Below are 21,405 nucleotides of genomic sequence, written 5' to 3' on the forward strand. Positions count from 1 at the left end.
CAGGGACATGAGCGACACCACCCTCGACGCCACCACCGCCCCCTCGGCCCCGCGCCGCCCCTCGGCGCTGCGCATGCTGCTGCGGGATTTCGGCGGGACGGTCAGCCTCATCCTCGTCATCCTGATCGTGCTGCTGGCGGTCTTCGCGCCCTGGCTCGCGCCGCATGATCCCTTCGCCACCGACCTGATGGCGGTGATGGAACCCCCCTCCTCGCGCTACTGGTTCGGCACGGACGGGCAGGGGCGCGACATCTTCTCGCGCATGCTGTTCGGCCTGCGCGTGACGCTGGGCATGGGCCTGCTCTCGCTGGTCGTGGGCGGCGTGATCGGCGCGGTGGTGGGCTTCTGCGCGGCCTATTACCGTCGCATAGACGGGTTGCTGATGCGGCTGATGGACATGCTGCTGAGCTTCCCGGCCATCCTCTTCGGCCTGGCGCTGGCGGCGATCTTCGGACCCGGCCTGACCGCCGTCATCATCGCGCTGTCCATCGCGACCATCCCGCTGATGGCGCGCATCGTGCGCAGCTCCGCGCTGGTGGTGATGGGCCTCGACTACATCGAGGCCGCGCGCGCCATCGGCATGAACGACCTGCGGCTGATCTTCCGGCATTTGGCGCCCAACTGCCTCTCCTCCGTCTTCGTGTTCTCCACGCTGCGGCTGGGCCAGGTCATTCTGCTGGGCTCCGCGCTCTCCTTCCTCGGCCTCGGCGCGCAGCCGCCGACGGCGGAGCTGGGGGCCATGGCGGCGCAGGGGCGCAACTTCCTCTTCATCGCGCCGCACATCAGCGTGATCCCGTCCTTGGGCATCTTCGTGATCGTGCTGGCCTTCAACCTGCTGGGCGATGCGCTGCGCGACGCGCTCGATCCCCGGCTGCGCATTTAGGGCGGTTTCCACATGCGCGGAAACCGCCTTTGCCGTCATTTTCCGAGCCGATTCACGCAATGGCCGCAAGCGGCCATGTGCGATCGGATCTAGTCCAATCAGGGAGAGCAAAGAGATGAAAAGCTTCTGGCAACGCGCGACGCTGGGGGGGCTGGCCGCGATGGGCCTCGCCCTCGTGGCCGGGCAGGCGCAGGCGCAGCCGCGCAACCAGATCACGATCATGCGCGAGATCGACGCCGACCGTTATGACCCCGCGCGCTCGACGGCACTGGCCGCCGGCGAGGTCATCACCATGCTGTCCGACACGCTGGTCAGCATGGACTACGACATGCGCACCATCCGCCCCGGCCTCGCCGAGCGCTGGGACGTGTCGGAGGACGGCCTCACCTACACCTTCCATCTGCGCCAGGGCGTCACCTTCTGCGACGGCACGCCCTTCACCGCGGAAGCCATGGCCTTCAGCCTGAACCGCTGGATCGGCCGCACCACCCCGCGCGTGACCTCGCCCGTCGCCTGGCGCGCGGGCGATGTGAAGGAAATCCGGGCCACCGGCCCGCACACGCTGGTCTATGAGCTGAACCGCCCGCATTCGGAGCTGCTGCCCAACCTCGCGCAGTTCTTCGCCTCGGCGCTGGACCCCGCCGCGGTGGAGCGGCTGGGCGACAATTTCGGCGTGCAGGGCTTCAACGGCACCGGCCCCTTCTGCTGGGAGAGCTGGACGCCCCGCAACCAGCTGGTGCTGACGCGCCACCCCAACTACCGCTGGGGCCCGCCGGTGATGCAGAACCAGGGCCCGGCCCATGTGGAGCGCATCGTCTGGCGCGTGATCCCGGAGGCCGCCTCGCGCGTGGCCGCGCTGCAGTCCAACCAGGCGGATCTGACGCAGTACATCCCCGACGCCTTCATCGAATCCCTGCGCCGGGTGCCCACGGTCACCATCGACACGCAGCCCAACTACCTGTGGGACACCTATCTGGGCTTCAAGGTGGACCGCCCGGTGGCCAATGACATCGCCATCCGTCGCGCCTTCCACATGGCGGTGGACCGGCCGGCCATGGTGCGCGCCGTGTGGTCCGGCAATGCGCGGCCCGCGCGCGGCATCATCAACCCCACGGCACTCGACTACTACGAGGCCGGTGACCAGGGCGTGCCCGCCTTCGACCCCGCCGCCGCCCGCCGCATGCTGGACGAGGCCGGCTGGCGCGCCGGGCCCGATGGCGTCCGCGTGAAGGACGGCCAGCGCGCCACGCTCACGCTCTTCGCCATCAACAACCTGGTGAACCAGCGCCTGGGCGAGATCATCCAGCAGGCCGTGCGCCAGGTGGGGATCGAGCTGCGCGTGCAGCTCTTCGACGCGACGGTGGCCTGGGGGCGCCTGGCCAGCCAGGACTTCGACGTGCTGTTCCTGAGCTACCCCTACATCTCGGCCAATGACGCGCTGAACCTCTACTGGCACAGCCGTTCGCGGCCCACGCCGAACCGCATGAACTGGAACGACCCGCAGACCGACGCCTGGCTGGAAGAAGGCCGCTCGGCGACGGACCCCGCGGTGCGCGCGCGCGCCATGGCGGACCTCCAGCGCCAGCTCAATGAAAGCTCGGCCTGGATGAACATCGCGCACAACAACCTGAACCTGTTCAGCACCCGCCGGGTGGAGGGCGCGCGCGCGCACGGCCTCTACGGCATCGCGATCTACAAGGGCCTGGACCTGCGGGTCCGCTGAAGCAGTAAACGGCAAGGAAGCACCACCATGGCCACCACGCTGATCAAGGGCGCCGAACTCATCGTCGCCTGGGATGCCTCGGAAAAGCGGCATGTCTACATGCCCGATGCGGACCTCGCCTTCGAAGGGGGCGTCATCCGCTTCGTCGGCCGGGGCTATGACGGCGTGGCGGACAAGGTGGTGGACGGCACCGGCATGCTGGTCATGCCGGGCCTCGTGAACATCCACTCGCACCCGACCAGCGAGCCGATGAACAAGGGGCTGCTCGACGAGATCGGCAGCCCCGGCCTCTACAATTCCTCCCTCTATGAGTTCATGCCCATCTTCCGCTCGGACGCGGAGGCGGTGCCGGACTGCGTGCGCGTGGCGCTGAGCGAGCTTCTGCTCTCCGGCGTCACCACGCTGTGCGACCTGTCCATGGCGCATCCGGGTTGGCTCGACCTGCTGGCCGAGGCCGGCATGCGCGTTTGCATCGCGCCGATGTTCAAGTCGGCGCGGTGGTTCACCAAGAACGGCCATGTCGTCGAATATGAGTGGGACGAGAAGGCCGGCGAGAAGGCGATGGAAGAGGCCTTCACCCTCATCCAGCGCGCGGAACAGCACCCCTCGGGCCGCCTCTTCGGCATGGCCTGCCCCGCGCAGATTGACACCTGCACGCCCGAACTCCTGCGCGACAGCCGCGCCGAGGCCCGCGCCCGCGGCATCTCCTGGCAGATCCACGCCGCGCAGTCCGTGGTGGAGTTCCACGAGATCACGCGCCGCCACGGCTTCACGCCCATCCAGTGGCTGCACGAGATGGGGCTGCTCGACCAGCAATCCATCATCGGCCACGGCATCTTCCTGGACGACCATCCGAGCACGCCCTGGCACACGGACCGCGACCTCTCGATCCTCGCCGAGACGGGCACCACGGTGGCCCATTGCCCGACCGTCTTCGCGCGGCGCGGCATCACCATGAAGGATTTCGGGCGCTATCACCGCCGCGGCGTGAACCTCGGCGTGGGCACCGACACCTACCCGCACAACATGCTGGATGAGCTGCGCCTCGTGGCCTATCTGGCCCGCACCCAGGCCAACGACCCGCGCACCACCACCACCAACGACATCTTCAACGCCGCCACCATCGGCGGCGCGAAGGCGCTGGGGCGCGACGATATCGGCCGCCTCGCGGTCGGTGCCCGCGCCGACATCGTGCTGGTGGACGCGACCCATCCGCGCATGCAGCCGCGCCACGACCCCGTGCGCAGCCTGATCTACGCCGCCGGCGACCGCGCGGTGAAGGACGTCTTCGTGGATGGCGAGAAGGTGGTGGAGAATGGCGAGGTCCTGACCATGGATTTCCGCCAGGCCGCCGCCCATCTGGCCGAAGCGCAGAAGCGCATCACCGCCAAGGCCACCCAGCAGGACTGGGCACACCGGCCGGTGGACAAGATCGCCCCCCCACCTTCAAGTGGCTGTGATGTCCGAACCCCTGCTCCGCATCGAGGGCCTTCGCACGGTCTTCCGCACCTCGGGCGGCGACGTGCCGGCGGTGGATGGCGTTTCGCTCGAGGTCCATCGCGGCAGGACGCTCGGCATCGTGGGCGAGAGCGGCTGCGGGAAATCCGTGCTGTCGCTGTCCGTGATGCGCCTCGTGGCGCATCCCGGGCGCATCGCGGCGGGCCGGGTGATGCTGGGCCAGCGTGACCTCGCCTCGCTCTCCATGGCCGAGATGCGCCAGGTGCGCGGCCGCGACATCGCGATGATCTTCCAGGAGCCGATGACCTCGCTGAACCCCGTGCACAGCGTGGGTTTCCAGATCACCGAGGCCATCCGCGCCCACGACCCGCGCGCGAGCAACGCCGAACTGCGCAACCGCGGCATCGAGGCGCTGAAGCGCGTGCGCATCCCCTCGCCGGAGCGGCGCTTCGACGAATACCCGCACCAGCTCTCGGGCGGCATGCGCCAGCGCGTCATGATCGCGATGGCGCTGGCCTGCTCGCCCAAGCTGCTCATCGCGGATGAGCCCACCACGGCGCTGGACGTGACGGTGCAGGCGCAGATCCTGGACCTGCTGCGCGAACTCCAGGCCGAGACGGGCATGGCCATCATCCTCATCACCCATGACCTCGGCGTGATCGCGGAAATGGCCGATGAGGTGGCGGTGATGTATTCGGGCAAGGTGGTGGAGCGCACGAACGCCCGCGCCCTCTTCGAGGACCCGCAGCACCCCTACACGCTGGGCCTTCTCGGCAGCATTCCGCGCCTGGATGAGGACCGCGAGAACCTGCTGGCCATCCGCGGCACCGTGCCGCCCCCCTTCAACCTGCCGCGCGGCTGCCGCTTCAACCCGCGCTGCCCCTTCGCCATCGAGGCTTGCCGCGCGGAGATCCCGCCGCTGCGGTCCATCATTCCTGGCCATGAAGTGGCGTGCATCCGCGCGCCCGTTGAAGCGAGTGTCGCGGCATGACCGTTTGCGCCACCGATTCACGCCTTCGGGCGCCGCTGCGCGCCACCCTTCTGCGATCGGAGGCGGCATGACCGTGTTGCTGGACGTCGAGAACCTCGCCAAGCACTACCCCGTCCGCAAGGGCGCCATCCTGGCCAAGCAGGTCGGGCTGGTGCGCGCGGTGGATGGTGTCTCCTTCACGCTCAACCGCGGCGAAACCCTGGCCCTGGTGGGCGAGAGCGGCTGCGGCAAATCCACCACCGCGCGCCTGGTGCTGCGCCTCATCGAGCCCACCACGGGGGCCGTGAAGTTCCAGGGGACCGACATCACCACGCTGGATGGCGCGACGCTCAAGGGCTTCCGCCGTCGCGCGCAGATCGTCTTCCAGGACCCCTACGCCTCGCTCAACCCGCGCTACACGGTGGGGCAGACCATCGCGGAGCCGATGGAGGTCCACAACATCGGTGACGCCGCCTCCCGCAAGGCCCGCGTCGAGGAATTGCTGAAGCTGGTGGGCCTCGCGCCCTATCACGCGCAGCGCTACGGGCATGAGTTCAGCGGCGGGCAGCGGCAGCGCATCGGCATTGCCCGCGCGCTGGCCGTGGAGCCGGACCTCGTGGTGTGCGACGAGCCGGTCTCCGCGCTCGACGTCTCCATCCAGGCGCAGGTGGTGAACCTGCTGCGCGACCTGCAGCGGCGCCTCGGGCTGGCCTATCTCTTCATCGCGCATGACCTCGCGGTGGTGAAGCATGTGGCCGACCGGATCGCGGTCATGTATCTCGGCCGCATCGTGGAAATCGGCGAGAAGCGCGCGCTCTTCTCCAACCCGCGCCACCCCTACACGCGGGCGCTGCTGGCCGCGATCCCGCACCCGGACCCCTCGCGCAAGGGCCGCGTGACACCGCTCGGCGGCGACGTGCCCAGCCCCATGAACATCCCGCCCGGCTGCCGCTTCCACACGCGCTGCCCCTACGCGCAGGACATCTGCCGCCAGCAGGATCCGGTGCTGAAGAATGGCGTGGCCTGCCACCTGGCCGATGAACTGCCCCCGGCGGGGGTGGACTTCGCCGGCGGCCTGGCCCCCAATGCGGCGAAGCGGCTCGCCCTCTACGCGGAGGCGGCCGCGCGGACATAACTCGCGCAAGAGGAAACGCATGGTCCAGGCGATCGTGGCCCCCCGTCAGATGCTGGTGGGGGCGGGAAGCATCGCGCGGCTGGGGGCGCTGCTCGGTCAGTTCGGCTTCTCCCGCCCGCTGGTGGTGACGGACCCCTTCATGGTCTCCTCGGGGCTGGTCGAACGCTGCCTCGCCCCGCTGCGCGAGGCCGGCATGACCCCTGTCGTGTTCCACGAGACCGTGCCCGACCCGACCGACACGGTGATCGAGGCCGGCGTCGCCGTCCTGCGGGGCGGCGATTACGACGTGCTGCTGGGCTTCGGCGGCGGCAGCCCGATGGACACGGCCAAGGCCATGGCCATCCTCGCCGCCGCGCCGTCCGGTGCGAAGATGCGCGACTTCAAGGTGCCCGTGGCGGCGGATCGCGGCGCGCTGCCCGTCATCTGCGTGCCCACCACGGCCGGCACGGGCAGCGAGGCCACGCGCTTCACCGTCATCACCGACACCGAGACCGATGAGAAGATGCTCATCGCGGGCCTGGGCGCCCTGCCGCTGGCCGCCGTGGTGGACCATGAGCTGACCTTCACCCTGCCGCGCCGCATCACGGCCGACACGGGCATCGACAGCCTGACCCATGCGCTGGAGGCCTTCGTCAGCCAGCGCGCCAACCCCGTCTCGGACATGTATGCGCGGGAGGCGATGCGCCTGATCGGCCCCAACCTCCGCCCCGTCTATGCCGATGGCGGGAACGCCGCGGCGCGCGAGGCGATGATGCTGGGGGCGACGCTGGCGGGGCTCGCCTTCTCCAACGCCTCGGTGGCGCTGGTGCATGGCATGTCGCGGCCCATCGGCGCGCATTTCCATGTGCCGCATGGCCTTTCCAACGCCATGCTGCTGCCGGCGGTCACGCGCTTCAGCCTGGATGCCGCCCTGCCGCGCTATGCCGAGGCCGCGCGCTGCATGGGTTGCGCCGCGCCGAGCGATGCCGACCAGGTGGCGGGGGCCAAGCTGCTGGAGGAACTGCGCGCCCTGAACACGGAGCTGGAGGTGCCCACCCCCGCCGCCTGGGGCATCGAGGAGGCGCGCTGGAACGGGCTGCTGCCCACCATGGCGGCGCAGGCGCTGGCCTCGGGCAGCCCGGGCAACAACCCGCGCGTGCCGGCGGCGGAGCAGATCATGGCGCTGTATGCGGAGGCCTATCGGGGGGCCTGACGCCCGCCGGCTTCATCCCGCAGGCCTCATCCCGCTTGGGACGCCCGCCAGCGGTCCACCCAGGCGGACAGGGCGGCCAGCGGCAGCGGGCGGGCCAGCCAGAAGCCCTGGGCCCGCTCCACGCCCAGGTGGCGCAGCGAACGCCAGATGGCGGCGGTGGAGACACCCTCCGCCGTCATGCTCAGCCCCTGCCGCGCCAGCCGCCGCACCTGCTGCCGCGCCCGGGCGGAGGTGGCGAGGCTCTGCACGAAGTCCTTGTCGAGCTTCACGCCGGAGAAGGGCAGGCGCAGCAGGCGCCGCCGCCGGTCATCCATCTCGAAATCATCAATCAGCACCTGGTGGCCGCGCGCGCGCAGCCGCCGCACCGAACGGCCCAGGCGCGAGAAGTCGCGCACGGGTGAGGTCTCGGTCAGTTCGATGGCCAGGCGGTGGCGCGGCATCCGGGCCGCGCGCAGCTGGTCCGCGATCCAGGAGAGGGTGTCGCGCTTCTCCAGCTCATCCACCGGCAGGTTCACCGAGACGGCGAGGCCCGCGGGGGTGCCGTTGCGCATCAGGTCGCTCGCCGCGATGCGGGCCACGGCGGCGGCCAGGCGCCGCGCCAGCCCCGCGCGTTCCAGGGCGGGCACGAAGCTGCCGGGGCCGAGCGCCACCGGGTCGCCCCGCCAGCGCGCCAGGGCCTCGACCATGACGAGGCGGCGGTCGCGCACGCGGACGATGGGCTGGTAGCGCAGCAGCAGCCCGTCATCCCCATCGAGCCGCCGCGCCATGCCCGCGAGGCCGCCGCCACGCGGCGTGGGGGGCGCGGGGGGCCGCCCGTCAGCGCCGCGCGGATGCGCGCTTCCAGCTCGGCGGGCGGGGCATGGGCGGGCAGGGGCAGGATGGTGGCGCCGGGCGAGGCCTCGGCCAGGGCGTCGAGCAGGGTGGATTCCACACCCGTCATGCTCTCCTGGAGGAAGAGGTGCGCGAAGCCGCCCCTGCCTTCCAGCACCGCGGCCATCAGCGCGGCATGCCCGTCGAGCACGATGGGCGGCTCCACCCCGGCCCGGGAGGCGGCGGCCCGGACGGCCTCGGCGAGCCGGGGGTCGCGCGTCACCACGGCGATGCGAGCGGCCGGAGCGGCTTCGGCGGGCTCCGCCTTGGGCCTGGATGTCTCGTTCTGGGGCAAAGGCACCTGGAAATGCGAACAGTGCGGTAGCCTATACGCCGCGCCGCCCCGTCTCAATGCCTGGACAGGGCGGGGCGGAGCCTTACGGCGTGGCAACCTCCTTCTTTTCGCCGGCGCCCTCCGCAGCCAGGCCGGGCCGCAGGCGCTTCGCCCCGGTGAAGAGCACGATGGGGGCGGCGATGAAGATGGAGGAGGAGGTGCAGAGCACCACGCCGAACAGCATCACCCAGGCGAAGCCCGCCAGCGTGGCGCCGCCGAACAGCGCCAGCGGCAGCACGGCCAGCGCGAGCGTCATGGAGGTGCCGATGGTGCGGTTCAACGTCTCGTTGATGGAGAGGTCCACCACGTCGCGCAGCGGCATCACCTTGTAGCGGCGAAGGTTCTCGCGCATCCGGTCATAGACCACGACCTTGTCGTTCACCGAGAAGCCGATGATGGTCAGGATGGCCGCGATGGTGGTCAGGTTGAACTCGATCTGGAACAGCACCATGAAGCCCACGGCCTTGGTGGTGTCCAGGATCAGGGTGATGAGGGCGGCGAAGCCGAACTCCCATTCGAAGCGCACCCAGATATAGACCATCATGGCCAGCAGCGAGAGGCCGAGCGCGATGAGCCCGCCCTGGAACAGCTCGGCCGAGATGCGGTTGCCCACGGCCTCCACGCGCAGCACGCGCAGCCCCTCCTGCGCGCCTTCCAGCGCGGCACGGACGCTGTTCACCACGGCCTGGGTCTGCGCCTCGTCATTGGGCGCGGCCACGCGGGCCAGGACCGTGTTCTCGTCGCCGAAGCGCTGCAGGCCGACATCGCCGGTGTCAAGACCGGCCACGGCCGCGCGCATGGCGGGGAGGTTCGCGGGCTCCGGCGTGCGGACCTCCATGATGATGCCGCCCTGGAAGTCGATGCCGCGCTGCAGCCCCGGGTAGAAGGCGCCGATGACGGAGGCGGTGGAGAGCAGGCCCGAGACGACGAGCCCCATGACCGCCCCCTTCATGAAGGGAATGCGCGTCACATCCGGCACGATGCGGAAGAGGGGGCGGCGCAGCCGCTCCATCAGCCCCACGCCGGGCTTCTCGATGACCGGCAGCTCCTTCGGGCGGCGCCAGCGATACCACCAGACGGTGAAGAGGCGGACCAGCACCGTGGCCGTCCACATCTGCGCCAGGGTGCCGATGGCGACCGTCACCGCGAAGCCGCGCACCGGGCCCGAGCCGAAGCCATAGAGGAAGCCCATGGCGATCAGGTTGGTCAAATTGGCGTCGAGGATGGTGCCGGAGGCCTTGGTATAGCCCGTCTCCAGCGCCGAGAGGGGGGAGCGGCCATTCTTCACCTCCTCCCGGATTCGCTCGTTGATCAGGATGTTGGCGTCGAGCGCCGTGCCCAGCGTCAGCACGATGCCCGCAATGCCGGGCAGGGTGAGTGTCGCTTCCAGCAGCGACATGGCCGCGATCAGCAGCAGGATGTTGATGCCGAGCGCGATGTTCGCGATCCAGCCGAACAACCCGTAGGCGAAGCCCATGTAGAGGAAGACGAAGAGGAAGCCGGCGGCGAGGCTGATGAGGCCCGCGCGGATCGCGTCCTCGCCCAGCTCGGGCCCGACGGTGCGCTCCTCGACCACCGTCAGCGGCGCGGGCAGGGCGCCGGCGCGCAGCAGCACGGCCAGGTCATTGGCGGTGCGGACGGTGAAGCTGCCGCTGATCTGCCCGCGGCCGCCCGTGATGGGCTCGCGGATCACGGGGGCGGTGATGACGCGGTCATCGAGCACGATGGCGAAGGGCCGGCCCACATTGGCGCGGGTGATGTCCGCGAAGCGGCGCGTGCCGATCGAATCGAAGCTGAAATTCACCACCCATTCGCCGGTGCGGCTGTCCTGGGCGGCGCGGGCGTCGTTCAAATTCGCGCCATCCACCTCCACGCGGCGGCGCACGGCGAAGCGCTCGCCCGTCTGCTCGCCGGTCAGGAACATGACGCCGGGGGGGCGGTGATGGCCTGGAGGTTGGCCGTCTCGTCCAGCAGATGGAAGGTCATCCGCGCGGTGCGGCCCAGCAGGTCCTTGATGCGCTGGGGGTCTTCCACGCCGGGCAGCTGGACCAGGATGCGGTTGGCACCCTGGCGGGCGATCAGCGCCTCGGCCACGCCCGTCTCGTCGATGCGGCGGCGGACGATCTCGATGGATTGCTCGACCGCGTTGGTCGCCTTGGCGCGCAGCCCGGCCTCGGTGATGGTGGCGGTGATGGTGCCATCCGGGCCGGCCGCCACCTCCATGTCGGGCTGCTGGTTGCCGGCGCTGACGGTGACGGGGTTCGCCAGCTCCCGGATGATGCGCAGGGCCGTGTCGCGCTGGGCGGGGTCCGTGATTCGCAGCTGCACCCGGCGCTGGTCGGGCTGGGCGGTCAGGCCGGTGTAGGAGATTCGCGGGGTGGCCTGGCCCAGGCCCCGGCGCGTGCCCTCGACCACCGCCTCCAGCCGCTCGCGCAGCAGGACGGAAGTGTCCACCTCCAGCAGCAGGTAGGACCCGCCGCGCAGATCAAGGCCCAGGTTCACCTGGCGCATGGGGAACCATTCGGGCGCGGAGGCGCGCGGGAAGAGGTTGGGCAGGCTCAGCAGCAGCGCCGCCAGGCACACGCCCAGGATGGAAAACGTCTTCCAACGCGAAAAATACATCATGTGACCGAAGAGCCCCGTCTGCGCGGCGGGAACATGACGAGGGGGAGGGGGGATGCAAGTGCGCCCCGCTCAGGCTAGGCATGACGCAACATGTCCTTACGCATCGGCGTCCTCGGCGCGGGCTATTTCGGCCGCTTCCATGCCCTCAAGCTGGCGCGGGCCCCCGGCGCCACCCTGGTGGGGCTGCATGACGCGGACCCGGCCCGGGCCGCCCAGGTGGCGGGGGAGGCCGGCTGCGCCACCCTGGGCGCCGAGGAGCTGATCGCGGCCTGCGACGCGGTGGTGATCGCGACCCCCACCCGCTTCCACGCCCCGCTGGCCACGAGCGCCCTGGAATCGGGGCGCCATGTGTTCGTGGAAAAGCCCATCGCCGCCACGACCGAAGAGGCCGATGCGCTGGTCTCCCTGGCCGCGGCACGGGGCCGGGTCCTGATGGTGGGGCATATCGAGCGGCATTCGGCGGCCATCCGCACGCTGCGCACCTCGCTCTCCGGTCGGCGGCTGCAGGCCATCGAGGCGGTGCGGGTCGCCCCCTTCCGGCCGCGCAGCCTGGATGTCTCGGTCGTGCTCGACCTGATGATCCATGACCTGGATTTAATTCTCTCCCTGGTGCCGGCCCCGCTGGCGGAGGTCCGCGCCGTGGGCGGCCGGGTGGCCAGCGACCACCCGGACTGGGCCGTGGCCCAGCTTCGTTTCGCCGACGGCACCCAGGCCCAGGTGACGGCCAGCCGCGTGGCCGTCGGCCTCGAACGCCGCCTGCGCGCCATGGGGCCGGAGGGCGAGCTGCGGGTGGATTTCCTGGCCCGCAGCCTGGAGGCCCTGGCCCCCGGTGGCGCGAGCCCGGTGGAGCACATGCCAGGCTGGGGCCTGGACCGCCATTCCTGGACCGACCATGACAGTCTGGAGGCCCAGCACGCGGCCTTCATCGCCGCCATCCAGGGCGGCGGCGCCTATGAGGCCGATGGCGCGGCGGGGCGCGCGGCGCTGGACGCGGCGTTGCGGATCGAAGCCAGCCTCGCGGGCTGATGCCGCCCCCGATACCATGGGCCCCCGATATCATGGGCGCAGCCGCCACCGCGGCGTGAGAGGACGCAATGGACTTCGGAAGCCTGATCACCCTGGGACTGATCGTCCTGCTGCTGATGGCCTCCGCGCTGTTCTCCGGGACCGAGACGGCTTTCACCGCCGCCAGCCGCGCCTTCGTGCTGCGCCGCGCGCGCGAGGGCGACCGCCGCGCCAACCGCCTCTCCGGCCTGACCGAGCGGAAGGAGCAGGTGGTGGCCGCCATCCTGGTCGGCAACAACTTGGTGAACACGACGGCCACCGCCCTGGCCTCGGCCCTGCTCATCTCCTGGTTCGGGGAGGGGGCGTGGTCTATGCCTCGCTGGCCATGACGGCGCTGCTGGTCATCTTCTCGGAGGTGCTGCCCAAGACGGTCGCGCTGCGCCGGCCCGACAATGCGGCGCTGCGCCTGACCCCGCTGCTGGCCGGCGTCATGGCGCTGCTGGGGCCGGTGGCGGCGGGGGTGAACGCCATCGTGCGCGCCACGCTCGGCGTCTTCGGCTCCAGGCCCCCCGCCACCGACAATCCCGGCATCACGGAAGACGAGCTGCTGGGCGCCATCGAGCTGCACGGCATGGGCCAGAAGGGCGAGGCCGACCTCGCCGCCATGGAGGAACGCCGCATGCTGCGCGGCGTGCTGGCGCTGGACGACATGGTGGTGCGTGACGTGATGACCCACCGCTCGCGCGTGGTGGCGCTGGACGCGGACCGCCCGGCGGCCGAGCTCGTGGCCCTGCTGCTGGACCAGCCCCACCAGCGCCTGCCGCTGTGGCGACGCAATGGCGAGGACCTGCTGGGCATCATCAGCCCGCGCGACGTGCTGCGGGCGCTGACGGCGGCGGGGGGCGATGCCGCGCGGCTGGACCTCGCCGCCATCGCGACACCGCCCATGGTGGTGAGCGAGGGGCGGCCCCTGCGCGCCCAGCTCCAGGATTTCCGGCGCACGCCGCACCGCATCGCCATCGTCGTGGACGAATACGGGACGCTGAAGGGCATCGTCACGCTGGAGGATATTCTCGAGGTGGTCGTGGGCCAGATCGCGGAGCGCGGCGAGCCCATCCTCTCCGACCTCGCGGGCAACGGCACCCTCGAAATCCGGGGCGATGTGCGGCTGCGCGACCTCAACCGCGAGCTGGGCTGGAACCTGCCGGAGAACGAGGCCGCGACCTTGGCCGGCTTCGTCGTGGGGCGGCACCGCGGCATCCCGCCCGTGGGGCAGGAGCTGGTGCTGGATGGCTATGGCATCCGCATCCTGGAACGGCGCGGGCTGCGGCTGGACCGGCTGTCGGTGCGCCCGCCGGAAGCCCCGCCGGGTTAAAGCCGCGCCTGCTCCGCCTGGAGGCAGGCGGCGAGGCGCGGCAGCAGGTCCTGGGCGGGCAGGGGTGGCAGGATGCGCAGGATGATGGTGCCCGGCCGCTTGAGGAAGGCGCGCTTTCCCCAGACGCGCCCGCTATTGGTCGCGACCGGGATCACCGGCAGGCCGGTCGCCTTGGCGAGCGCCAGGATGCCGGGTTGCAGCGGCAGGGTCTGGTCGGGCTGCGCGCGCGTGCCTTCGGGGAAGATGACGATCTGCCGGCCGGCGGCGGTCGCTTCCCTGGCGTCGCGCAGCAGGCCGCGCATGGCCGTCGCACCCGCCTTACGGTCCACGCTGATCATCCCCGCATGGCGTGCGTGCCAGCCGAAGACGGGGATGCGCAACAGTTCCCGCTTCAGGACATAGACATTGTCCGGCACCAGGGTGATCCAGATGAGGGTGTCGAAGGCCGATTCATGGCGCGAGGCGATGAGGGCGGGCCCGCCCGCGGGCAGGTGCTCGCGCCCCTCCACCACGATCTTCACGCCGCAGATGCCGCGCAGCATGGCCACCGATCCCCGCGCCCAGACGCGCATGGCCCAGCGAATCGCGGCGGGCGGCGCCGCCAGCAGCGGCAGCGCCGCGAGCGAGATCAGCGCCGTGAAGCCATAGAAGGCGATGTTGAACAGCAGCGAACGCAGGAACACCATGGTCAGATCGCGACCCTGACGCCCAGTTCCACCACGCGGTCGGAGGGGATGCGGAAGAATTCCGTGGCGGGCACGGCGTTGCGGCTCATCAGCATGAACAGCCATTGCCGCCAGCGCGACATGCGCGGCACGGCCGCCGCCACGATGGTCTCGCGGCCCAGGAAATAGCTGGTCTGCATGGGCTCGAAGGGGATGCCCAGCTCGCGCAGGGATTCGAGTTCGCGCGGGATGTTGGGGCTCTCCTGGAAGCCGTAGTGCAGGCTGACGCGGTGGATGCCGGGAGCCAGTTCCTCCACCTCGCGCCGGCGCTCGGGCCCGACATGGGGGATGCTCTCATTGGTCACGGTCACGAACAGCACGTTCTCGTGCAGCACCTTGTTGTGCTTGAGGTTGTGCAGCAGGGCGCCGGGCAGGTAGTCGGCCTGGCTGGTCATGAAGACCGCGATGCCGGGCACGCGCAGGGTGCGGCTCTGCGGCAGCCGCGCGATGAAGGAGCGCAGGGGAAGCCCATCCTGCCGGAAGCGGGCGAAGAGCAGGTCCCGCCCGCGCTGCCAGGTCGTCATCAGCAGGAAGATGCCGGTCCCGACAATGAGCGGCACATAGCCGCCATCGGGGATCTTCAGCACGTTGGAGGCGAAGAACACCACGTCCAGCAGCAGGAAGGCGCCGAAGACCGGGACGACCAGCGCCACGGGCCAGCGGAACTGCGCGTGGTAGACGGCCGCCGCCAGCAGGGTGGTGCAGACGAAGGTGCCCGTGACCGCGAAGCCATAGGCGGCGGCCAGGCGCTCGGACTCGCCGAAGATGATGACCAGCGTCAGCACGCCCACCAGCAGGAGGAAATTCACCTGGGGCAGGTAGATCTGCCCTTCCTCGGTGGCCGAGGTGTGGCGCACCTCCAGCCGCGGCAGGAAGCCCATCTGCACGCATTGCCGCGCGATGGAGAAGGCGCCCGAGATCATCGCCTGGCTCGCGATGATGGTGGCCATGGTCGCCAGCACCACCAGCGGCAGGCGGAACCATTCGGGGGCCAGCAGGTAGAAGGGGTTCACCAGCGCCTCGGGCTCGAACAGCAGCAGCGCGCCCTGGCCGAAATAGTTCAGGCACAGCGCCGGCAGCACGAAGAAGAGCCACGCATAGCGCATGGGCTTGCGGCCGAAATGGCCCATATCGGCGTAGAGCGCCTCCGCCCCCGTCACCGCCAGCACGACCGAGCCGAAGGCGATGAAGGCGATCAGCCCATAGGCCAGGGTGAACTGGATGGCGTAGTGCGGCGAGAGCGCCACCAGGATGCTCGGGTGGCGGATGATCTCGACAAGGCCGAGCGCGCCGATCACCAGGAACCACACGGCGCAGATGGGCCCGAACACCATGCCCACCGCGCCGGTGCCGCGCGACTGCACCAGGAAGAGCAGCAGCAGGACCACCACCGCCAGCGGGACCACCGCCTCCTCGAAGGCGGGGGAGACGACCTTCAGCCCCTCCACCGCCGACAGCACCGAGATGGCGGGCGTGATGATGCCATCCCCGAAGAAGAGGCTCGCACCCACCATGCCGATCAGGATGGCGCCCGCCTTGGCCCGCGGCGAGGTGAGGCCGCGCTGGGCCAGGGCCGTCAGCGCCAGGATGCCGCCCTCGCCGCGGTTGTCCGCCCGCAGCACGAAGGTGACGTATTTGATGGTGACGACGATGTTCAGCGACCAGAATATGAGGCTGAGCAGCCCCAGGATCTCCCAGCGCTCCAGCCCGTCATGGCTGAAATGGTGGGCGGCCGCGCGCATGGCATAGAGCGGGCTTGTGCCGATGTCGCCATAGACGACGCCCAGCACGCCCAGCAAGGCAGCGGCGCTCGCGGCGCGCTCCGGGGTGCGGCTTTCAGGTTTGAGGGGGTCGGCCAAGGACGTGCTCCGTCACGGTGCGGCGCGCGGTGTGAACCCGCCGCCCGCCCGGATCAAACCTGAACGCCGCATGGCAGCCCCGCAAGGCCCTTATGCGTCAATGCCCGCGCAGGATCTGGCCGAGGAAGGTCTGCAGGCGTTCGGTGCGGGGGTTGCTGAAGATCTCGGCGGGCGGGCCCTGTTCCACCACCTCGCCGCGGTCCATGAACACCACGCGGTCGGCCACCTGGCGGGCGAAGCCCATCTCATGCGTGACGCAGATCATGGTCATGCCCGTCTCGGCCAGCATGACCATGGTGTCGAGCACCTCCTTGATCATCTCGGGGTCCAGCGCGGAGGTCGGTTCGTCGAACAGCATGATCTTGGGGCGCATGCACAGCGCGCGGGCGATGGCGACGCGCTGCTGCTGCCCGCCCGAGAGCTGGCCCGGGTATTTGTGCGCCTGCTCGGGGATGCGGACGCGGGTGAGGAATTCCATCGCCAGCTCCTCGGCCTCCTTGCGGGGCATCTTGCGAACCCAGATGGGGGCGAGGGTGCAGTTCTCCAGGATGGTGAGGTGGGGGAAGAGGTTGAAGCTCTGGAACACCATGCCGACCTCGCGGCGGATGGCGTCCAGGCTGCGCAGATCGCCCGACAGCTCGATGCCGTCCACGACGATGCGGCCCTTCTGGTGCTCCTCCAGCCGGTTGATGCAGCGGATCAGGGTGGACTTGCCCGAGCCCGAGGGGCCGCAGACCACGACCCGCTCCCCGGTGGCCACCTCCAGATGGATGTCGCGCAGCACGTGCAGCGACCCGAACCATTTGTTGACGCCGGAAAGCAGGATGGCCGGCGGCGCATCCGCCTGCACGGAGGAGGCGATGGCGGGGGCCGCCGCCGGAGCGGTGGCGATGGAGGCGGACATGCGGCAGCGAACTCCCGAACGAGGATGAGGAAGCGTAACCCTGCGATGGCGTGGGCCGGTCTGTCGCCGGCCCCTGGGCGGCCTCGCGCCGCCAGGCGGCCCCGCCGCGCATGGCGGCGGGACATTCGCCCATTACAGGATGGAAAGGCCCGCTACAATGAGAATGGCGGGCCGGCCGCTCAACGGAAGGGCGGCGCGTATTGCAGCCCGCCCGGCTGGGTCCAGAGCGCGTTGCGCCCGCGCTGCAGGCCGATGGGCCCCAGGTTGCGCTCATAGATCTCGCCATAATGGCCGAGGGCGGCGATGACGTTCAGCATCCAGGCATTGTCCAGGCCGAAGGGCCGCCCCGGATCGCCCGTGCGGCCCAGCAGGCGCTGCACCTCGGGGCGGGGGTCGCCTTCGGCCATCTGGCGGGCCTGGGCGGCGGTGACGCCCAGCTCCTCCGCCGTGACGAGGCCGAAATGCACCCAGCGCACCAGGTCGGCGAAGCGGCCATCGCCCTGGCGGATCACGGGGGCCAGGGGCTCCTTGCTCAGCACGTCAGGCAGGATGATGTGGTCGGCCGGGTTGGGCTGCACGGCGCGGATGGCGGCCAGCGCCGAGATGTCGGAGGTGAAGGCGTCGCAGCGCCCGCCGGCATAGGCGGTGACGATCTCCTCCAGCCGCTCGATCACGACGGGGCGGAGGTTGATGCGGTTGGCGCGGGCCCATTCGGCCAGCACCTGCTCGGCCGTGGTGCCGGACTGCACGCAGACGGTGGCGCCGGCCATCTGCCGCGCGTTCTGCACGCCGAGCGAGGCCTTCAGCATGAAGCCCTGGCCGTCGAAGAAATTGATGGGGCCGAAGTCGAAGCCCATGCCGGCGTCGCGGGCGAAGGTCCAGCTGGTGTTGCGGAGCAGCACGTCGATCTCGCCCGATTGCAGGGCGGTGAAGCGGTTCTGGGCGCCGGTGGGGATGAAGCGCACCCGCTCCTCGGCCGTGCCGAAGATGGCGATGGCGATGGCGCGGCAATAATCCACGTCGAAGCCGCGCCACTGGCCCTGGGCATCGGCCGCGGCGAAGCCCGCCAGGCCCGCATTCACCCCGCAGAGCAGGGCGCCGCGGTTGCGGATGGTGTCAATCATGCTGACGGGGGCTGCCGGCGCAGGCGCCTGGGCTGCCGGCGCGGCGGCGGCGGGGGGCTGTGCCGCTGGGGCGGGCGCGGCGGGCGCAGGGGGTGTCGCGGCGGGGGCCGGGGCCGGGGCTGGTGCTGGGGCCGCCTGCGGCGCCGGGGTTGCCTGCGGCGCTGGGGTTGCCTGCGGCGCAGGCGCCTGGCCGGCCGCCGGGCCGATCGCGAGGGACATCAGCAGGGCCCCACCCAGGGCATGGGCGAGGGGTCGCCGGTTCGGCATATGCATCTCCTGGAACCTTGGCGCGGCCGCCCGTGGGCACCGCAGGTCGGGCCGGACACTGCGCCATCACCGCCTGGGGATCAATCGCGCGGCTTTTGCGGAATGTGACAGCCGGGCCTTGTTGCCTGGGCCCTGGCCGCGCAACCTCTGGCCGTGCCGAAGAGGGAAGGTTCATGCTGCAGCTCGACCGCCAGGAGATCGCCGCCCGCCTGCCATGGCCCGCCCTGGTGGAGGCGCTGGCCGCCATGTTCCGCGAGGGCTGCGACGCGCCGCTGCGCCACCGCCACCCCCTGCCGGGGGGCGGCAGCCTGCTGCTGATGCCGGCGGTGGGGCAGGGGCATTCGGGCGTGAAGATCGTGCATGTGGCCCCCGGCAATGCCGCGCTGGGCCTGCCCGCGGTGCATGCGGAATACCTGCTGTCCGATGCCGCGACGGGCGTGCCGGTCGCGCTGCTCGATGGCGGGGAGCTGACGGACCGCCGCACGGCCGCCGCCTCGGTGCTGGCGGCGCGTCACCTGGCGCGGCCCGATTCGCGCCGGCACCTGGTGCTGGGCGCGGGCAAGGTGGCGGCCGCGCTGGCTGAGGCCTTCCACGCCGCCTATGGCATGGAACGCACCTCCATCTGGGCGCGCCGGCCCGAGCAGGCGCGGGCCCTGGCCGCGCGGCTCGCGGCGCATGGGGTGCCGGCGGTGGCGGTGGACAGCCCCGAGCCCGCCGACCACGACATCATCAGCGCCGCCACGCTGGCCACCACGCCGCTGGTCATGGGGGCGGCGCTGGCGCCGGGGATGCATCTCGACCTGGTCGGCGCCTATCGCCCCGACATGCGCGAGGCCGATGGGCCGGCCCTGGCACGGGCGCTGTGCGTGGTGGACACGCGCGCGGGTGCCATGGCCGAGGCGGGGGACATCGTGCAGGCCATCGCGGAGGGGCACATCACGGCCGGGCATGTGGTGGCGGAACTGGCGGAGCTGTGCCGCGGCGCGCATCCGGGCCGCACCGATCCGGGGCAGATCACGCTGTTCAAGTCGGTGGGCTGGGCGGGCGAGGATCTGGCCGCGGCGGTGCTGGCGACGCGGGGCGGCCAGATCGCTTGAGCGGCTGATTCACCGCTCCGGCGATTCCGCCTCCGCGGATCAGACGCTAACCCTCCGCCACCCGCCGCAGCATGGCCAGAAGTTGCCGGCGCTCGGCCGCCGAGAGGGGCGCCAGCACCGAATCATTGGCCCGCCGCCCCGCCTTTTGCGCGGCACTCAGCAGCTCGGCCCCCGCCTCGGTGATGGTGAGGATGCGGGTGCGACGGTCCTGACGGTCCGCCTCGGCCTGCACCAGGCCGCGATCCACGAGGCGCCGCACCACCCCCTGCACGGTCGCGGAATCCATGGCGGCCAGCCGGCCCAGATGGTTCTGCGTGACGCGCCCCATCTCGGACAGGCGCAGCAGGGCCGCGAATTGCGGCCCCGTGAGGCCGAGCCCCGCCGCGCATTCCTGGAACATGGACTGGTAGCGCTGGTGGGCGCGCCGCAGCATGTGCCCGGCCGAGGCGTCCAGGCTGTAGCCGGGGGCGGAGACACTTGTCTCGGGCGAAGCGGCCGCGGGCTCCTGCTCGTCGCGCATCATTTCCCACTCTGTTGCCGGCCAGTTGGCGGAACGGTCGCCGCACTGTCAAGCGCGGCGCGGTGTCATAAGCCGTTGCATGGCTTCTTCTGTTTCACTAAACCAGTAAGCGTCGGCCGCGCGAACGGCACAGAATACTGGGAGAGAAAAACCAATGACCTCATCCACCTCCGGGACCGCCCGCCGCGGCCTGCTCAAGGCCGGCGCGGTCGCCGCGGCCGGCGCCGCCGTGCTGGCCACCCCCGGCGTCAGCCGCGCGCAGACCACCACCCTGCGCTTCCAGTCCACCTGGCCGCAGCGCGACATCTTCCACGAATTCGCCAATGACTACGTGACGCGCGTCAACACGCTGGCCGGCGGCCGGCTGCGGGTGGAGCTGTTGCCCGCGGGCGCGGTGGTCGGCGCCTTCCAGCTGATCGACGCGGTCTCCGCCGGCACGCTCGATGGCGGCCATGGCGTCTCGGCCTACTGGTTCGGCAAGAACAAGGCCTTCAGCCTGTTCGGCACGCCCCCGGCCTGGTTCTACGACGCGAACTCCTACCTCGCCTGGTTCTACTATGGCGGCGGTGAGGCGCTGTATAATGAGCTGATCACCGACATCCTGCGCGTGAACGTGGTGGGCTTCCAGACCGGCCCGATGCCGACGCAGCCGCTGGGCTGGTTCCGCAACCGCGTCGAGAACGCCGAGCAGATGCGCGGCATGCGCTACCGCACCGTGGGCCTCGCGACCGACCTGTTCAACGCCATGGGGGCCGCCGTGACGGCCCTGCCGGGCGGCGAGATCGTGCCCGCGCTGGAGCGCGGCGTCATTGACGGCGCGGAGTTCAACAACCCGTCCTCCGACCGCGTCCTCGGCTTCCCGGACGTGGCCAAGAACTACATGCTGCAATCCTACCACCAGAACACCGAGACCTTCGAGGTGCTGTGGAACAAGGGCCGCTTCGACGGCCTGCCGGCCGAGCTGAAGGCGGTGCTGCGCGTGGCGGCCGAAGCCGCCTCGGCCGACATGTCCTGGAAGCAGCAGCTGCGCTATCCGAACGACCTGCAGGCGATGGTGACCAACAGCGGCGTGAACGTGCACATCACGCCCCGCCCCATCCTGGACGCGCAGCTGCGCGCCTGGGACGGCGTGATCTCGAACCTGGAGAGCGACCCCTTCTTCAAGAAGGTGACGGACAGCCAGCGCGACTGGTGCCGCCGCGTCAGCGCCTTCTACCTGCGCAACAACGCCTCCTCCGCCGCCGCCTTCAACCACTTCTTCGCGCGGCGCTGAGCCACTGACCCCACCACGCCCGTCCCGAACCCCCGGGGCGGGCGTTTTTCATGCCCTTCCGCCACG

The 21,405-nt window shown here is 70.6% G+C and carries 15 protein-coding genes and 3 pseudogenes; 11 read left to right on the forward strand and 7 right to left on the reverse strand.

Annotation, left to right across the window (positions count from 1 at the left end; translation table 11 throughout):
* The first annotated feature begins 7 nt into the window (after positions 1–7).
* From ICW72_RS01985 to ICW72_RS02010, 6 genes and pseudogenes are all read left to right on the forward strand, one after another.
* Complete coding sequence (locus ICW72_RS01985) at positions 8–883, forward strand: ABC transporter permease (RefSeq protein WP_191084702.1); 876 nt, start codon at positions 8–10, stop codon at positions 881–883.
* Positions 884–998: 115 nt separating this feature from the next.
* Positions 999–2,606: an ABC transporter substrate-binding protein gene (locus ICW72_RS01990; RefSeq protein ID WP_191084703.1), complete on the forward strand. Its 1,608-nt coding sequence runs from the start codon at positions 999–1,001 to the stop codon at positions 2,604–2,606.
* A gap of 249 nt (positions 2,607–2,855) precedes the next feature.
* Positions 2,856–3,854, forward strand: a pseudogene (locus ICW72_RS20910) (amidohydrolase family protein); the annotation flags it as partial.
* A gap of 211 nt (positions 3,855–4,065) precedes the next feature.
* Positions 4,066–5,055 (forward strand): ABC transporter ATP-binding protein, encoded by a 990-nt coding sequence (locus ICW72_RS02000; protein ID WP_191084704.1) that lies wholly within the window; start codon positions 4,066–4,068, stop codon positions 5,053–5,055.
* A 67-nt stretch (positions 5,056–5,122) separates the two neighbouring features.
* The gene (locus tag ICW72_RS02005; protein ID WP_191084705.1) at positions 5,123–6,169 is read left to right on the forward strand and encodes an ABC transporter ATP-binding protein; all 1,047 of its coding nucleotides are present in this window, start codon (positions 5,123–5,125) and stop codon (positions 6,167–6,169) included.
* A gap of 19 nt (positions 6,170–6,188) precedes the next feature.
* Positions 6,189–7,361, forward strand: a complete 1,173-nt coding sequence (locus ICW72_RS02010) for an iron-containing alcohol dehydrogenase (RefSeq protein WP_191084706.1) — start codon at positions 6,189–6,191, stop codon at positions 7,359–7,361.
* A 26-nt stretch (positions 7,362–7,387) separates the two neighbouring features.
* Here the strand turns inward: ICW72_RS02010 and ICW72_RS02015 are convergent, their stop codons facing one another.
* The gene (locus tag ICW72_RS02015; protein ID WP_191084707.1) at positions 7,388–8,128 is read right to left on the reverse strand and encodes an EAL domain-containing protein; all 741 of its coding nucleotides are present in this window, start codon (positions 8,126–8,128) and stop codon (positions 7,388–7,390) included.
* A 480-nt stretch (positions 8,129–8,608) separates the two neighbouring features.
* Positions 8,609–11,190 (reverse strand): annotated as a pseudogene (secD, locus tag ICW72_RS02020) (protein translocase subunit SecD).
* Positions 11,191–11,280: 90 nt separating this feature from the next.
* Here secD and ICW72_RS02025 point away from each other — a divergent pair.
* The 3 genes and pseudogenes from ICW72_RS02025 to ICW72_RS20500 all read left to right on the forward strand — a co-directional run bounded on the left by ICW72_RS02025 (position 11,281) and on the right by ICW72_RS20500 (position 13,570).
* On the forward strand, positions 11,281–12,216 hold the full coding sequence (locus tag ICW72_RS02025; RefSeq protein WP_191084708.1) for a Gfo/Idh/MocA family protein: 936 nt from the start codon (positions 11,281–11,283) through the stop codon (positions 12,214–12,216).
* A 116-nt stretch (positions 12,217–12,332) separates the two neighbouring features.
* Positions 12,333–13,024 (forward strand): annotated as a pseudogene (locus ICW72_RS20495) (CNNM domain-containing protein); the annotation flags it as partial.
* Between the two features lie 117 nt (positions 13,025–13,141).
* Positions 13,142–13,570: a transporter associated domain-containing protein gene (locus tag ICW72_RS20500; protein WP_223881010.1), complete on the forward strand. Its 429-nt coding sequence runs from the start codon at positions 13,142–13,144 to the stop codon at positions 13,568–13,570.
* On the opposite strand, the gene ICW72_RS02035 is transcribed toward ICW72_RS20500, so the two are convergent.
* From ICW72_RS02035 to ICW72_RS02050, 4 genes are all read right to left on the reverse strand, one after another.
* The gene (locus ICW72_RS02035) at positions 13,567–14,256 is read right to left on the reverse strand and encodes a lysophospholipid acyltransferase family protein (RefSeq protein WP_191084709.1); all 690 of its coding nucleotides are present in this window, start codon (positions 14,254–14,256) and stop codon (positions 13,567–13,569) included. The genes ICW72_RS20500 and ICW72_RS02035 overlap by 4 nt on opposite strands.
* 2 nt (positions 14,257–14,258) lie before the next feature.
* Positions 14,259–16,154, reverse strand: coding sequence for a potassium transporter Kup (locus ICW72_RS02040; RefSeq protein WP_223880753.1), 1,896 nt, complete (start codon positions 16,152–16,154; stop codon positions 14,259–14,261).
* A gap of 97 nt (positions 16,155–16,251) precedes the next feature.
* Positions 16,252–17,058 (reverse strand): amino acid ABC transporter ATP-binding protein, encoded by an 807-nt coding sequence (locus ICW72_RS02045; protein WP_191084710.1) that lies wholly within the window; start codon positions 17,056–17,058, stop codon positions 16,252–16,254.
* Positions 17,059–17,237: 179 nt separating this feature from the next.
* The gene (locus ICW72_RS02050) at positions 17,238–18,182 is read right to left on the reverse strand and encodes an amino acid ABC transporter substrate-binding protein (RefSeq protein ID WP_191084711.1); all 945 of its coding nucleotides are present in this window, start codon (positions 18,180–18,182) and stop codon (positions 17,238–17,240) included.
* 440 nt (positions 18,183–18,622) lie between these two features.
* On the opposite strand from ICW72_RS02050, the gene lhpI reads away from it, so the two are divergent.
* Entirely contained in the window at positions 18,623–19,546 is a 924-nt protein-coding gene (lhpI, locus tag ICW72_RS02055; protein WP_191084712.1) for a bifunctional Delta(1)-pyrroline-2-carboxylate/Delta(1)-piperideine-2-carboxylate reductase, read from the forward strand.
* A 46-nt stretch (positions 19,547–19,592) separates the two neighbouring features.
* On the opposite strand, the gene ICW72_RS02060 is transcribed toward lhpI, so the two are convergent.
* Positions 19,593–20,069: a MarR family winged helix-turn-helix transcriptional regulator gene (locus ICW72_RS02060; RefSeq protein ID WP_223880754.1), complete on the reverse strand. Its 477-nt coding sequence runs from the start codon at positions 20,067–20,069 to the stop codon at positions 19,593–19,595.
* A 151-nt stretch (positions 20,070–20,220) separates the two neighbouring features.
* Here ICW72_RS02060 and ICW72_RS02065 point away from each other — a divergent pair, with 151 nt between their 5' ends.
* A complete protein-coding gene (locus ICW72_RS02065) occupies positions 20,221–21,339 on the forward strand; it encodes a TRAP transporter substrate-binding protein (RefSeq protein ID WP_191084713.1) in 1,119 nt (372 codons plus the stop codon).
* The last annotated feature ends 66 nt before the right edge of the window (positions 21,340–21,405 follow it).

It is taken from the genome of Roseococcus microcysteis (genome assembly GCF_014764365.1).
GTDB classification, from domain to species: domain Bacteria; phylum Pseudomonadota; class Alphaproteobacteria; order Acetobacterales; family Acetobacteraceae; genus Roseococcus; species Roseococcus microcysteis.